A 12,865-nucleotide genomic window follows, 5' to 3' on the forward strand; every position below is an offset into this window, starting at 1 on the left:
AAATTTCTGCCGTTGTTTTTGGTCTCCGCCGCCGCGGTGGGGATGGAGACCGCGCTGACGCGCTATTTTGCCGTCGCGAGCTGGTCTGATTACGGGTATTGGGTGATCTCCATCGTGATGGTGGGGTTCGCGTTCTCCGGCGTGTTTCTGGCGCTGGCGCGTGAATTTTTGGTGAAGCGCGCGGCGGTGCTGTTCGCGGTTTTGCCCGCGGTTCTGGTGGCGAGCGGGGCGCTGGGGTATTTCGCCACCATCATCAACCCGTTCAACCCGTTGCAGTTGCAGAACCCGGCGACCTATTTGCCGCAGCTTGCGAATATCGGGTTGTATTATGTGGCGCTGCTGCCGTTTTTCTTCGGCGCGGGGCTGTTTATCTCATTGAGCTTCGTCACCAACGCGCAATGGATCGGCCGGGTGTACGCGGCGGACCTGACCGGGGCGGGGGTGGGCTCAGTGCTCGTGCTGGGGCTGATGTTTCTGGTGCCGCCCTTTGCGCTAGTGCCGGTGCTGCTGCCCGCTTTGGCGCTGGCGGCGTGGTTCGTGGGGAAATACCGGGTGCGCGCGGGGGTGGCGGCGGTTTTGGTGCTGGCGGGGGCGGAGCTGTTGCTGGCGCTGGGGCCGCAGGCGGCGGTGAGCCCGTATAAGCCGGTGTATCCGCCGCTGCATACGCCGGGCGCGCGGGTGCTGGCGCAGGTGGAGCGGCCGCAAGGAGAGTATCTGCTGCTCGATGATTTCACCGAGCGGGTGAATGACGATATTTCCAACGATGCGGCGATGCTGGGCTATGCCGACCCGCCGCGCAGCTATGGGCTGTACCGCGATGGCATACGCATCGCCAGCCTGCCCAAGGCGGAGGCGCCGATGGCGAGCGGTTATGCGCCCGGCGCGCTGGATGCGCTGCCCTATGCGCTGGAGGCCCGGCCGGATGTGCTGCTGGTGGGGGCCTCGGGCGGGTTTCGCATCGCGGAGGTGCTGGCGCTGGGGGCGGCGCATGTGAGCGCGCTGGAGCCTGAGCCGGTGTTATATCAGGCGCTGAAGCATGGGCTGGGCGGCTCGCCCGCCTATCCGGCGGATGCGCGGGTGAGCATCTCGGACATGCCGCCACGCGCGGCGGTGGCGGGCGCACGGAAATTTGATGTGATCGATATTTCCGCCGATTTCATGGATGCGGCGCCGGCGAATGTGTATGCGTTCTCGGCGCAGGGGTTGGCGGCTGATCTGGGGGCGCTGAGGCCGGGCGGCGTGCTCTCGGTGCCGGTCTCGATCGAGGATTTCCCCGCCTATGCGCTGCGGATGCTGGCGAGCGTGAAGGCGGCGCTGGCGCTGTGCGGAATTGCTGATCCGCGGGCGCATGTGGTGGTGTACCGCTCGGCGTGGAACGCGCGGATATTGGTGAGCGATACGCCGTTCAGCGCGGGTGAGATCAATACGATCCTAAAGTGGTGTAATGACCGCTCGTTCGATGTCTCATACTACCAGGGCATGGACGTGAAGGCCGCGCGGGATGATTTATATAACGATCTGCCGGCGGTCTCGTTCAATGATGATACTGTGACATCTTCCGGCGCCGATGATTCCCTCGCCGACGAGGCGGGCGGGGTGCTGGCGGGGCGGCGCACCGTATCGGCGCGCGCCTTCGACCTGCGGCCGGTGACCGATGACCGCCCGGCGTTTTACGCGATTTTGCGGCTGGGAAAGCTTTCGCTGCTGCTGGCGCGGTTGCAGATATTGCCGCAGGCGGAGATCGGCGCGCTGGTGAACTTGGCGGTGCTGGCGCAGGCGGGGGTGATCGCGCTGCTGGTGCTGCTGGTGCCGCTGGCGGCGCCGCGCCAGGCAGGTGGGGCGAAGGTGGCGCTGGCCCGGTCTGTTTTTTATTTTCCCGCGCTGGCTCTGGGGTTTTTGTTTCTGGAGATTTTCGGCATCGAGCGGGCGAGCGCGTTTTTGGATGACCGGGCGGCCGGGTTCTCGCTGGTGCTGAGCGCGATGCTGATATTCTCCGGGCTGGGGAGTTTCATCTCCGGCCGGTTCAGCGCACGCCCCGGCCGCGCGGTATGGGGCACGGCGCTGGTGGTGCTGGTTTGGGCGCTGGGCGCGATGATGCTCAGCCCCGGCGCGCTGGCGGGGAGCGATCTGGCGTTCGGGCTGAAGGCGGCGCTGGTGGTGGGGGCGATGGCGCCGGTGAGCCTGGCCATGGGGCTGCCGTTCCCGCTCGGGCTGGAGCAGGAGGAACAGCGGTTTTACCTGGCCTGGGCCTGGGGGCTGAATGGCGCGTTTTCGGTTGTGGCGACGCCGCTGGCCAACCTGTTGTTGCGCAATATTGGGTTACATGCGGTTTTAGGCGGCGCGATTGTGATGTATGGGATCGCCGCGATGAGTTTCCCCGCCTATGGAAAGAGAGAGAAAGCTTGGTTCAGTTCAATGAGAAAATCAGCCGCCGTGGATTGATGGCGGGCGCGGCCTCGCTGGCGGCGCTGCCGGCCCTGGCCGCTACGTCCGGCACGTCCGCCCTGGGCGCCGATGTGCCCGTGCCCGCCATGCTGAGCGTGCCGATGACGCCTAACGGCAAGCCCTGGGACCGCGAAGCTTTTCAGGCGGCGATGGCCGCGGGTGGCAGGCCGCTCAGCCTGACCGATGCGCAGTTCGCCGCCATTCAGGCGCGCAAACCCGCCGCGATGGCGGCGATCGAGGCTTATCTGAAACTGCGGCTGGGCGCCGCCGACCCGCTGGTGCTCGCCGCCTTCAAGGCGCTGCCGCGCGAGTATTACCATTATAATTACGAGGAACGCCGCTCCACCTGCGGCGATGCCTATGACATTCCGGCCAAGCCCTGGGCCATCGGCTACGGCTCGGCACTCTCGGATTACCTCGGGCAGGCGTATATGACCCAGGTGATCGCGCCCAAGCCTGGCGAGATTTCGCTGGAGATCGGCACAGGCTCGGGGTTCCAGAGCTCGCTGCTCTCGCGGATCGTGGACCATGCGTATTCCATCGAGATCATCGCGCCGCTGGGTAATGCGGTGAAGCCGATTTTCAGCCCGCTCGGCTATGACAATGTGACCACCAGGGTCGGCGATGGCTATTATGGCTGGCCCGAGCAGAAGGGCGGGTTCGATATCATCATCGTGACCTGTGCCGCCCAATATGCGCCGCCGGCGCTGTTCGCGCAGCTCAAGCCAGGCGGGCGGATGATCATCCCGATCGGGCAGCCGTTCAAGCAAGGGCAGGTTTTTTATGTCTACCACAAAGATGCCACGGGGAAGATCCATTCCCGCCGGGATATGGGATGTTTCTTCATCCCGATGACGGGGGCGATGATGAAGGTGCCGGCGGCGCAGGCGAGCGCCACGCCGGCGTAAGCGCGGGTGATTGGAATGAAACAGGGTTTGCAAATTAAGGGAGAGGTTTCTTGATAAAACCGTTGCGTAAGGCCGTGTTGCCCGTGGCCGGGCTTGGCACCCGCTTTTTGCCGGCGACCAAGGCGATGCCGAAGGAAATGTTGACCGTGGTGGACATGCCGCTGATCCAGTACGCGGTGGACGAGGCGCGCGCCGCGGGGATTGAGCAGTTTTGCATGGTGACGGGGCGGGGCAAGACCGCGCTGATTGACCATTTCGATATCGCCTTCGAGCTGGAAGCCACGCTGGCGGAGCGCAGCAAGGGCGAGGCGTTGCAGCTGCTGCGCTCGGAGGCGATGCCGCCGGGCTCCATCTCCACCGTGCGCCAGCAGGTGCCGCTGGGGCTGGGCCATGCGATCTGGTGCGCGCGCACCTTCATCGGCGATGATCCGTTCGCGATTTTGCTGCCCGACGATCTGGTGCTGAGCCAGACCCCCTGCATGAAGCAGCTGGCCGATGTGTATCATGAGACCGGCGGCAATGTGGTGGCGGTGACGCAGGTGCCGCGCGAGCAGACCAACCGCTACGGTATTTTGAAAATCGGCGAGACCCAGGGCAACCGCGTGGAAGTGACCGGGCTGGTGGAAAAACCGGCGCCTGCGGAGGCGCCGTCTGACCTTTCGATCATCGGCCGCTATGTGCTGCTGCCCGAGGTGATCACCTATCTCTCGCAAATGGAGCGCGGGGCTGGCAACGAGGTGCAGCTGACCGATGCGATGGCCAAAATGATCGGCCATACGCCCTTCCACGGGCTGAAGTTCGAGGGTAAACGCTTTGATTGCGGCGATAAGATCGGCTTTCTGGAGGCGCAGATCGCCTTCGCGCTGGCACGGCCGGAAATGGCTGACGCGGTGCGCGGGTTCCTGAAAAATTACGTGAATGCGTGAGGCTGTAATGAGTTTTTCCCATAAATTCCATACCAGTTCGCTTCGCGAGTACGATATCCGCGGCATTGTCGGCGAGACGCTGCATGAGGCGGATGCGTTTGCCATCGGCCGGGTGTTCGGCTCCATCGTCACCGAGGCGGGGGGCCGCAAGGTTGCCGTGGGGCGCGATGGGCGGCTCTCCTCGCCAGCGCTGGAGGCGGCCCTGATAAACGGGCTGATGGCCAGCGGGGCGGAGGTGATCTCCATCGGCCAGGGGCCGACGCCCATGCTCTATTACGCCGCCTTCACCGAGCCAACCGATGGCGCCGTGATGGTGACGGGGAGCCATAACCCGTCCAACTACAACGGGTTCAAAATGATGCTCGGCAAGAAGCCGTTCTTTGGCCAGGATATTCTGAACCTGGGCCAGCGGGCGGCGGCGGGCGAGGTTGTGGCCGAGGCCAAGGGAAGCATGACGCAAAAAGATGTGTCAGCGGCGTATATCGCGCGGATTATGCGCGACTGGGACGGCGAGAAGAAGCTGACCGTGGTCTGGGATAACGGCAATGGCGCGGCGGGCGATGTGCTGGCCGAGCTGGTGAAGAAACTCCCCGGCAGGCACAAGGTTTTGAACGGCAAGATCGACGGGACCTTCCCCGCGCATCACCCCGACCCGACCGTGCCGAAGAACCTGGAACAGCTGATCAACGCGGTGCGCAAGGAAAGTGCTGATGTGGGCGTGGCCTTTGATGGCGATGCGGACCGGATCGGCCTGGTGGACAATGAGGGCAATATCCTCTTTGGCGACCAGTTTTTGATTTTGATGGCGCGCGATGTGCTGCGCGAACACCCGGGCGCGACGATCATCGCCGATGTGAAGGCCAGCCAGGTGTTGTTCGACGAGGTGGCGAAAGCCGGCGGCAAGCCGCTGATGTGGAAGACCGGGCATTCGCTCATCAAGTCCAAGATGGCGGAGCTTGGCTCGCCGCTGGCGGGGGAAATGTCGGGCCATATTTTCTATAACGACAAATGGTATGGGTTTGACGACGCGCTGTATGCCGCCGTGCGCATGCTGGGCGTGATTGCGCGCAGCAGCGAGAGCGTGGCGCAGTTCCGCGCCAGCCTGCCGCATGTGGTGAACACCCCGGAGCTGCGGTTTGATTGCACCGAGGACCGCAAATTCGAGGTGGTGAAAGAGGTTGCGGCGCGGCTGAAGGCCAGCGGGGACAAAGTCTCCGATACCGATGGCGTGCGGGTGAATACCGAGGACGGCTGGTGGCTGCTGCGCGCCTCCAATACCCAGGCTGTGCTGGTGGCGCGCGCCGAGAGCACCTCGGAGGCTGGGCTCTCGCGGCTCAAATCGGAGCTGGCGGGCCAGCTCGCCGCCTCCGGCCTGGCGCCTGATTTCTCCGGCGCCAACGCCGGGCATTAAAAAAGTAAGGGCGGAGCTGCGCAATGCGGCTTCGCCTTTTGCGCCCGCCGCGCTAAAAGCGGGTATGTCGATACCGTTTATAAAAATGCATGGGGCCGGCAACGATTTTGTCGTGCTGGATGGGCGCGCGGCGCCGTTGAACCTGCCTGCGGCGGTGGTGCGCCAGATCGCCGACCGCCGGTTGGGCGTCGGCTGCGACCAGCTGGTGATATTGGAGCCAGATGCCGAGGGGGCGGATGTGTTCATGCGCATTTTGAATGCGGATGCCACCGAGGCCGGCGCCTGCGGCAATGCGACGCGCTGCGTGGCGGCGCTGCTGGCCGAGGAGAGCGGCGAGCGGCAGGTGAGCATCCGCACCATTTCCGGCCTGCTGAAGGCGGAAATTATGGGGCCTGGGCTGGTTGAGGTGGACATGGGCCCGCCGCGGCTGGAGTGGGGCGAGATACCGCTGAGCAGCCCGGCGGACACGCTGCACCTCAACCTGGGGCTAGGGCCGGTTTTTGATCCGGCGGCGTGCTCCATGGGCAACCCGCATGCGACGTTCTTCGTCGATGATTTTCTACTTCCCATCGAGAATATCGGGCCGCAGCTGGAGCGGCATAAGATGTTTCCCGAACGGGCGAACATCGGCTTCGCCAAAGTGGAAAACCCGCAGCGGATACGCTTGAAGGTTTGGGAGCGCGGCGCGGGGCTGACGCTGGCCTGCGGCTCGGGCGCGTGCGCGGCGGTGGTGAACGCGCAGCGCCGGGGGCTGACGCACGGGCCGGTGAGCGTGGTGATGGATGGCGGCGAATTGTTGATAAGCTGGGCCGGCGGAGATGGGCATGTGCTGATGCGCGGCCCGGCCGAGACCGCGTTCACGGGCATGCTGCCGGAGATTATGTAATGGCGTCAGGATTTTTCGGGCGGCTGAAGGCGGGGCTCTCGCGCAGCGCCGCCAAGCTGACGGGCGGCATCGCCGGGGTGTTCACGAAGCGCAAGCTTGATGACGCGGCGCTGGAGGAGTTGGAGGAACAGCTGATCGCGGCTGACCTGGGCGCCGCGGTGGCGGCGCGGATTATCAAGAATTTCCGCAGCACCAGATTTGGCAAGGAGGTGAGCCAGCAGGAGGTGCGCGAGACGCTGGCTGGCGAGATCAGCCTGATTCTGGCCCCCGTGGCAAAGCCGCTGGCGGTGGATGCGGGGCACAAACCGTTCGTGATTCTCATGGCCGGGGTGAATGGCGCGGGCAAGACGACGACTATCGGCAAGCTGGCGGCACGCTATCGCCAGGCCGGGCTGGTAGTGATGATGGCGGCGGGAGATACCTTCCGTGCCGCCGCGGTGGAGCAGTTGCAGGTTTGGGGCGTGCGCGCGGGGGCTGAGGTTGTGACCGCGCCGGCGAACTCCGATGCCGCCTCCCTGGCGCATGACGCGCTGGCGCGCGCGCAAAAGGCGGGGGCAGATGTATTACTAATCGACACCGCCGGGCGGCTGCACAACAAGACGGCGCTGATGGAAGAGCTGCGCAAGATCATCCGGGTGATCCGTAAGCTCGATGAGAGCGCGCCGCATGCGGTTTTGCTCACGCTGGATGCCACCACCGGGCAGAACGCGGTGACGCAGGTGGGGATTTTCAAGGATATGGTGGAGCTGACCGGGCTGATCGTGACCAAGCTGGACGGCTCGGCGCGCGGGGGCATCGTGGTTGCGCTGGCGGAAAAATTCGGACTGCCGATTCATGCGGTGGGCACCGGCGAGCAGATAGAGGATCTGCGAGAGTTCGACCCCGAGGAGTTCGCGCGCGCGCTGGTCGGGGAGTGATGGAACACAGCAGAAGGAACCGCGAGAATGCGCCTGAAGGATAAAAGGGTTTTTATCACCGGGGCGGGCGGCGGCATCGGCCGGGCCAGCGCGCTGAAATGCGCCGCCGAGGGCGCGCGGGTGATTGCTTGCGATATCAACCCCGAGGCCGCCATGCAGAGCGTGCGCGCGGTAGCGGATGCGGGCGGCAGCGCGATGGCGGTGATCGCGGATCTGACAGATGAAGCAGCCTGCAACAAGGCTTTTGCCGAAGGGGCGGCGGCGTTCGGCGGGCTCGATGTGATTTTCAACAATGCCGGGGTGTGTCTGAGCGGCGATGATGGGCCGGTGGAAACGGACCTGAGCGTGTGGAACCGCACCATCGCGATCAATCTCACTTCCGTTTTTTTGTGCTGCAAGGCGGGGATTCCGTATTTATTGCAAAATGGCAACGGCGTGATCATCAACAATGCCTCGATTGTGGCGTTGGTTGGCTCGGCGTTTCCGCAGATCGCCTATACCGCCGCGAAAGGCGGTGTGCTGGCGATGACGCGTGAAATTGCCGTGATGTATGCCCGCAAGGGTTTAAGGGCGGTGGCGCTATGCCCAGGGCCGACCGCGACACCGCTGGTGAAGGCGTTTCTGGCGGATGAGCAAGCCTGGAGGCTGCGACGGCAACATTTGCCAATGGGCCGGTTGGCGCAGCCGGAGGAAATCGCCAATCTGGTGGCCTTTCTGGCCTCGGATGAAGCCAGTTTCATGACCGGGTCAGCCTATGTCATCGATGGCGGGCTGACCAGCGCGTATGTGATCGACGACACAATTTAAGCAACGACGCAGAAGACGATGATGACGAACAGGACCGTCGGGATTTCATTGGCGATCCGGTAGAATTTTTCGGATTTCGTGTTTGCGTCATTCAGGAAATCCCGGCCCCATTTCGAGAGATTTCCGTGAAAGCCGGTCATCAGGAGGATCGCCGTCAACTTGGTCCACCACCAGGCGGCGTGCCAGTTCACAGCCCCCGGGGTGAGAATGAGCAGGATGCCGAAGAAGAAGGTGGAGAGCATCGCCGGGTTGATGATCTGTTGCAGGAGTCTGCGTTCCATGACCTTGAATCGCGCGGATTCAGCCGAGCCCGGCGCAAGCTGGCAGTGATACACATAGAGGCGCGGCAGGTAGAACATTCCGGCCATCCACGCGGTGAAGGAGACGATGTGGAAGGCCAGGAGGATGTGGAAATAAGGTGTGAGCGCTGCGATTGTCATGCAAGAAATCCGAACAGATCACTCAGGTTTTGCAAAATGGCGCGGGCGCCGGCGGCAAGCAGGGGCGCGCCATCGCCATGCGGGGCGAAACCGTAGCACGCCATGCCGGCGGCAACCGCGCCGGTGACGCCAAGCACGCTGTCTTCCAGCACCAGGCAATTTCGTGGCTGGGTTTGTGACCCGGCGGCCGCGGCGAGAAACAGATCCGGCGCGGGTTTGGCGCGCCCGCCCTTGGCGATGACACCAGCGGCCGAATAGGCGCGGCCAGCGGTGAGATGGGCAATACCGGTGTAGGAGAATTTAACGTCCAGCTCTTCATCCGATGAATTGGAGGCGATGCACCAGGGGATGCCAAGCGTATTCACGCGCTCCAGCATTTCCCGCGCGCCAGGAATGAGTTTTGATTCCGTGCCAAGCGCTGTCACGAGTTTTTGCGCAAGACCGGCGCGCCAGGTGGCCGGGAGGATGCGGCCGAGGCGCGCCTCGATGACCGGCTGCATATCGGTAATTGACATGCCAAGAAAACGATCCTGCACCTGTTGCGCGGTGATCTCCCAGCCAAGATCGCAAAGCTCACGCGCGCAGACGGTGGAAGCGACGCCTTCACTGTCGATCAGCACGCCATCGCAATCAAAAATAATCAATTCAGGCCGCATATTTTGTCCATGGGCAGTTTTTATGTGTGGCGGCGCAGGCGCGGCCGCCCTGATGCGAGCAAAGCCCGTTGCCATGCGCCAGCGCACGGCGGGCAAGGCCTGCCAGCGCGGCGATGAACGCGGGGTCGCTATTGGGCACGGGGGCGCGGAAATAACCGGGGACGCCGCAATGGGCGGCAAGCTCGCGGTTTTCGATATCAAGCTCCACCAGCGTCTCGATATGGTCTGAGACGAAGGCGATGGGGATGACCAGTACGGCGGTTTTATCCGCCCCGGCCTGTTCTATGGCTTCAATGGTGCTGGGCGAGATCCATTTTTGCGGGGTCGCACGCGATTGATAGCAGACCAGATGTTCGACTTGCCTGTCCTTGAGCCGGGCCATGACAGAAGCGACGGAGGCTTCAATCTGGGATTGATACGGATCACCCCGCGCGATGATGGATTCAGGCAGGCCATGCGCCGAGAACAACAGGCGCAGCCGCGCGCCGGGGGGCAGGCCGGCCTTGGCCTGGGCGCTGGCGGCATCCACCAATGCGGCGATGGCATCGGCATAGGCCGGATCGTCAAAATAGCAGCAAAGCGTGGTGGTGGGCTTGATCAGCCCGGCCTGCGCCGCCGCCTCGTGCCAATTGTTGAGCGAAGAGCCGGTGGTGGTGGTGGAAAACTGCGGATAGAGCGGCAGGAGGAGAATGCGATCAGGGTTATAGGCTTTCACCGCGCGCGCGGCCTCCAGCGCGAAGGGGTGCCAGTAGCGCATCGCGATAAAGGTTTTGGTATCGCCCCCCATGGCGCTCTCCAACGCGGTAGCCTGCGCCTGGGTCGCGGCCAGCAAGGGGGATTTTCCGCCCATGAGCGCGTAGTTTTTCTCCGCCGCCCTGGCTGAGGACCGCGCGATGAGCCGGGCCAGCCAGAAACGGATGAAAATCGGCGCGCGGATGATGGCCTTGTCGGAAAACAGATTGACGCGGAATTTTTTTATCGCCGCCAGGCTGTCGGGTCCGCCAAGGTTGAACAGGACGATGGCGGTTTTCATGCAGGCATCGCGTTGTTGCGGATCAGTTCCATCAACCGCGCGATATTTTCCGGCGGCACATCCGGGGTGATGCCATGGCCGAGATTGAAGACATGAGGAGTGCCGCGGAAGGCTTGCAGCAGCCGCGCAACCCCGGTTTCCAGCGCCGCGCCGCCGGATTTGAGCAGCAGCGGGTCCAGATTGCCCTGAAACACCGTGCCGGGCGGACAGGCGGCAATGGCGGCGGCGGGGTCTGTCACCGTGTCCAGGCTGACCGCGTCCACCCCTGTTTCGCGCACATATTCGCCCAGCAGCAGGCCGCACAGTCGGGGAAAGCCGATGATTTTAAGGCCAGGATTGGCGGATTTGAGTGCCGAGACGATGCGCCGGTTCGGTTCGATGACAAATTGGCGGAATTGCGAGGCGGGGAAAATACCGGCCCAGCTCTCAAACAGCATGACGCAGTTGGCTCCGGCGGTAATTTGGCCTTGCAGGTAGGTGATGGTGGCTTCCACCAGAATATCCAGCACCGATTGCACTAAAGCGGAGTTTTCATACGCCAATGCGCGGGTACGCGGAAAATCGCCGCCGCCTTTGCCATCCAGCATATAGCACGCCACGGTCGCGGGGCCGCCGGCAAAGCCGATCAGCGCGGTTTGTGGTGGCAGGGCTGCACGGACACGCCGAACGGTCTCCAGCACCGGCGCATAGACGCCTGGGGCGGCGGCAATGTTCAGCCCGGCGGAATTTTGCAGCGGCGGCAGGAGCGGGCCCTCGCCTTCGGCAAAACGCAGACCCTGCCCTAGAGCCATGGGGAGGATGAGAATGTCGGAAAAGAGGATCGCGGCGTCAAACCCATAGCGGCGGATGGGTTGCAGGGTGACTTCAGCGGCGAGTTCCGGGTTCAGGCAGAGCGAGATGAAATCTCCCGCCTGGCCGCGCACGGCGCGGTATTCAGACAGGTATCGTCCGGCCTGACGCATCAGCCACACCGGCGGCGGCGAGATCGCCTCGCCGTTCAATACACGCATTAATTTCATAACTCCCGCTTAGAGCAAGATGGCGGGTTCTAAAACCCATCCCGGAGAAAAATCGGGAATGGCTGTGAAAGTGGGAAAACCACCCTCTTTATCTCTTTTAAGTTAAACGAAGGAGGGGGCAGTGGTACCCTGTGGATAGTGGGGGTTAAGGCAAGCACGGATAAAGTCCACAAGGTTATCCACAGCAAGATACAAGCTTTAACCTGTTGATTCTAACGTATCGGGCTAGTTTTCCCACAAGTGAGGAGGGAACCCCCTGTTAAGCATCCCCAGTTTACTGTTTCGTAACTTTATCCCCGGTCGCCGGAAAATTCTTCGCGCATGGGAAAACAATCCACGCTATCAACAGCGGCATGGAAAGTTATAAACACAATATACACCTGATATCCGATGCGACCGGTGACACATTAAGTGCGCTGGCAAGGGCAGCCGTAGCCCAGTTTGATGAAAGCCAGGTTAATTACCATCGCTGGTCATTGATTCGTTCACGATTGCAGTTGCATCGCGTGCTGGAGGGGGTTCACGCCGAACCGGGGCTGGTATTGTGTTCCTTGCTGGATACCGCGCTGCGCGAGGAGCTGGATGCGGCCTGTGCGCGGCTGGGTGTGCCGCTGTTGCATGTGCTGGACCCGCTGCTGGAGTTGTTGCAGGGGCAGTTCGGCGCGCCGGCGAAGCATAAGCCTGGGCGCCAGTATGTGCTGGATGCGGATTATTTCCGCCGCATCGACGCGATGCATTACGTGATTTCGCATGATGACGGGCAGGCGCACCGGGGCATGGCGGAGGCGGATGTCGTGCTTGTGGGGGTGTCGCGCTCATCCAAGACACCAACATGCTTCTACCTTGCCAACAGAGGCATCAAGGCCGCCAATATTCCACTGGTGCCGGGAATTGAGCCGCCGGAATTGCTGAAAGACCCAAACTGCCCGGTGATTGGCCTGACCATCGATCCGAAATCGCTGATCGGTATTCGCCGCCATCGCCTGCGCCTGCTCGGCGCGGGGGCGCAGCCGGGCTTTGCCCAGAAGAATAATGGTGAATATGTGGATTTTGAAGCGGTGGAAAAGGAGCTGCTATGGGCCAAACGGCTGTGCAACGCGCGGGGCTGGCCCACCATCGACGTAACGCACCGCTCCATCGAGGAAACGGCGGCCACGGTGCTTAAGCTCATGGATGCCTGGCACGCCAAGCATGACAAGTTGGCGGAAAAGGACAAATAGAGGGCGATTCAAACATTAAATTCGTTCACAAGCGAGCGTATCTAATGTCATCGCCCTCTGCTTTTTGGATTTAATACCAGTCAGCCTTAAGGCTGACTGGTATGCGCGCGGGGCTGGTGGGGCGGCCGCGCGCAAACTCAAGAGCTTATACCTGCCCGCCACTAAACCCAGAGAGTCAAGCTCTTGGCGGGCTGGTA

Annotated in this window: 12 protein-coding genes; 8 read left to right on the forward strand and 4 right to left on the reverse strand. The window is 62.7% G+C overall.

The genetic code is table 11. The features are described from left to right. The 7 genes from PHE40_RS00130 to PHE40_RS00160 form a co-directional block, all read left to right on the forward strand. A partial coding sequence (locus tag PHE40_RS00130) for a hypothetical protein (RefSeq protein WP_299956239.1) occupies window positions 1-2,442 on the forward strand: 2,442 nt, incomplete at its 5' end. Next, complete coding sequence (locus PHE40_RS00135; RefSeq protein ID WP_299956242.1) at window positions 2,403-3,353, forward strand: protein-L-isoaspartate O-methyltransferase; 951 nt, start codon at window positions 2,403-2,405, stop codon at window positions 3,351-3,353. The genes PHE40_RS00130 and PHE40_RS00135, both read left to right, overlap by 40 nt. Window positions 3,354-3,403: 50 nt before the next feature. Continuing rightward, window positions 3,404-4,279, forward strand: a complete 876-nt coding sequence (gene galU / locus PHE40_RS00140; protein WP_299956245.1) for a UTP--glucose-1-phosphate uridylyltransferase GalU — start codon at window positions 3,404-3,406, stop codon at window positions 4,277-4,279. 7 nt (window positions 4,280-4,286) lie between these two features. Beyond that, window positions 4,287-5,690 carry a phosphoglucomutase/phosphomannomutase PgmG gene (gene pgmG, locus PHE40_RS00145; protein WP_299956328.1) on the forward strand — a complete coding sequence of 468 codons (1,404 nt, stop codon included), beginning with the start codon at window positions 4,287-4,289 and terminating at the stop codon, window positions 5,688-5,690. 64 nt (window positions 5,691-5,754) lie between these two features. After that, on the forward strand, window positions 5,755-6,576 hold the full coding sequence (gene dapF, locus PHE40_RS00150) for a diaminopimelate epimerase (protein WP_299956248.1): 822 nt from the start codon (window positions 5,755-5,757) through the stop codon (window positions 6,574-6,576). Next, the gene (ftsY, locus tag PHE40_RS00155; RefSeq protein ID WP_299956250.1) at window positions 6,576-7,493 is read left to right on the forward strand and encodes a signal recognition particle-docking protein FtsY; all 918 of its coding nucleotides are present in this window, start codon (window positions 6,576-6,578) and stop codon (window positions 7,491-7,493) included. Before dapF ends, ftsY begins: the two co-directional genes overlap by 1 nt. A 27-nt stretch (window positions 7,494-7,520) precedes the next feature. After that, window positions 7,521-8,300, forward strand: a complete 780-nt coding sequence (locus PHE40_RS00160) for an SDR family oxidoreductase (protein WP_299956253.1) — start codon at window positions 7,521-7,523, stop codon at window positions 8,298-8,300. Here PHE40_RS00160 and PHE40_RS00165 read toward each other — a convergent pair. Genes PHE40_RS00165 through hemE form a run of 4 tightly spaced genes read right to left on the reverse strand, consistent with a single transcriptional unit; the run spans window position 8,297 to window position 11,448 of the window. Continuing rightward, a complete protein-coding gene (locus tag PHE40_RS00165; protein WP_299956256.1) occupies window positions 8,297-8,740 on the reverse strand; it encodes a CopD family protein in 444 nt (147 codons plus the stop codon). The two genes, PHE40_RS00160 and PHE40_RS00165, sit on opposite strands and share 4 nt — an antisense overlap. After that, the gene (locus tag PHE40_RS00170; protein WP_299956259.1) at window positions 8,737-9,396 is read right to left on the reverse strand and encodes an HAD family phosphatase; all 660 of its coding nucleotides are present in this window, start codon (window positions 9,394-9,396) and stop codon (window positions 8,737-8,739) included. The genes PHE40_RS00165 and PHE40_RS00170 overlap by 4 nt, the downstream gene beginning before the upstream one ends. Continuing rightward, complete coding sequence (gene hemH, locus PHE40_RS00175) at window positions 9,386-10,429, reverse strand: ferrochelatase (RefSeq protein WP_299956262.1); 1,044 nt, start codon at window positions 10,427-10,429, stop codon at window positions 9,386-9,388. Before hemH ends, PHE40_RS00170 begins: the two co-directional genes overlap by 11 nt. Continuing rightward, window positions 10,426-11,448: a uroporphyrinogen decarboxylase gene (gene hemE / locus PHE40_RS00180; RefSeq protein ID WP_299956266.1), complete on the reverse strand. Its 1,023-nt coding sequence runs from the start codon at window positions 11,446-11,448 to the stop codon at window positions 10,426-10,428. Before hemE ends, hemH begins: the two co-directional genes overlap by 4 nt. Before the next feature lie 353 nt (window positions 11,449-11,801). Between hemE and PHE40_RS00185 the strand changes: the two genes are divergently transcribed. After that, complete coding sequence (locus PHE40_RS00185; RefSeq protein ID WP_299956269.1) at window positions 11,802-12,668, forward strand: pyruvate, water dikinase regulatory protein; 867 nt, start codon at window positions 11,802-11,804, stop codon at window positions 12,666-12,668. Window positions 12,669-12,865: the final 197 nt, after the last annotated feature.

The sequence above is a fragment of the Acidocella sp. genome, assembly GCF_028687955.1.
Taxonomy (GTDB): domain Bacteria; phylum Pseudomonadota; class Alphaproteobacteria; order Acetobacterales; family Acetobacteraceae; genus Acidocella.

What these genes read in the sequence shown, in the direction of transcription:
- pgmG (WP_299956328.1), top strand. Translation starts at nt 4,287, where the DNA reads ATGAGTTTTTCCCATAAATTCCATACCAGTTCGCTTCGCGAGTACGAT.
- dapF (WP_299956248.1), top strand. Translation starts at nt 5,755, where the DNA reads ATGTCGATACCGTTTATAAAAATGCATGGGGCCGGCAACGATTTTGTC.
- ftsY (WP_299956250.1), top strand. Translation starts at nt 6,576, where the DNA reads ATGGCGTCAGGATTTTTCGGGCGGCTGAAGGCGGGGCTCTCGCGCAGC.
- PHE40_RS00160 (WP_299956253.1), top strand. Translation starts at nt 7,521, where the DNA reads ATGCGCCTGAAGGATAAAAGGGTTTTTATCACCGGGGCGGGCGGCGGC.
- PHE40_RS00165 (WP_299956256.1), bottom strand. Translation starts at nt 8,740, where the DNA reads ATGACAATCGCAGCGCTCACACCTTATTTCCACATCCTCCTGGCCTTC.
- PHE40_RS00170 (WP_299956259.1), bottom strand. Translation starts at nt 9,396, where the DNA reads ATGCGGCCTGAATTGATTATTTTTGATTGCGATGGCGTGCTGATCGAC.
- hemH (WP_299956262.1), bottom strand. Translation starts at nt 10,429, where the DNA reads ATGAAAACCGCCATCGTCCTGTTCAACCTTGGCGGACCCGACAGCCTG.
- hemE (WP_299956266.1), bottom strand. Translation starts at nt 11,448, where the DNA reads ATGAAATTAATGCGTGTATTGAACGGCGAGGCGATCTCGCCGCCGCCG.
- PHE40_RS00185 (WP_299956269.1), top strand. Translation starts at nt 11,802, where the DNA reads ATGGAAAGTTATAAACACAATATACACCTGATATCCGATGCGACCGGT.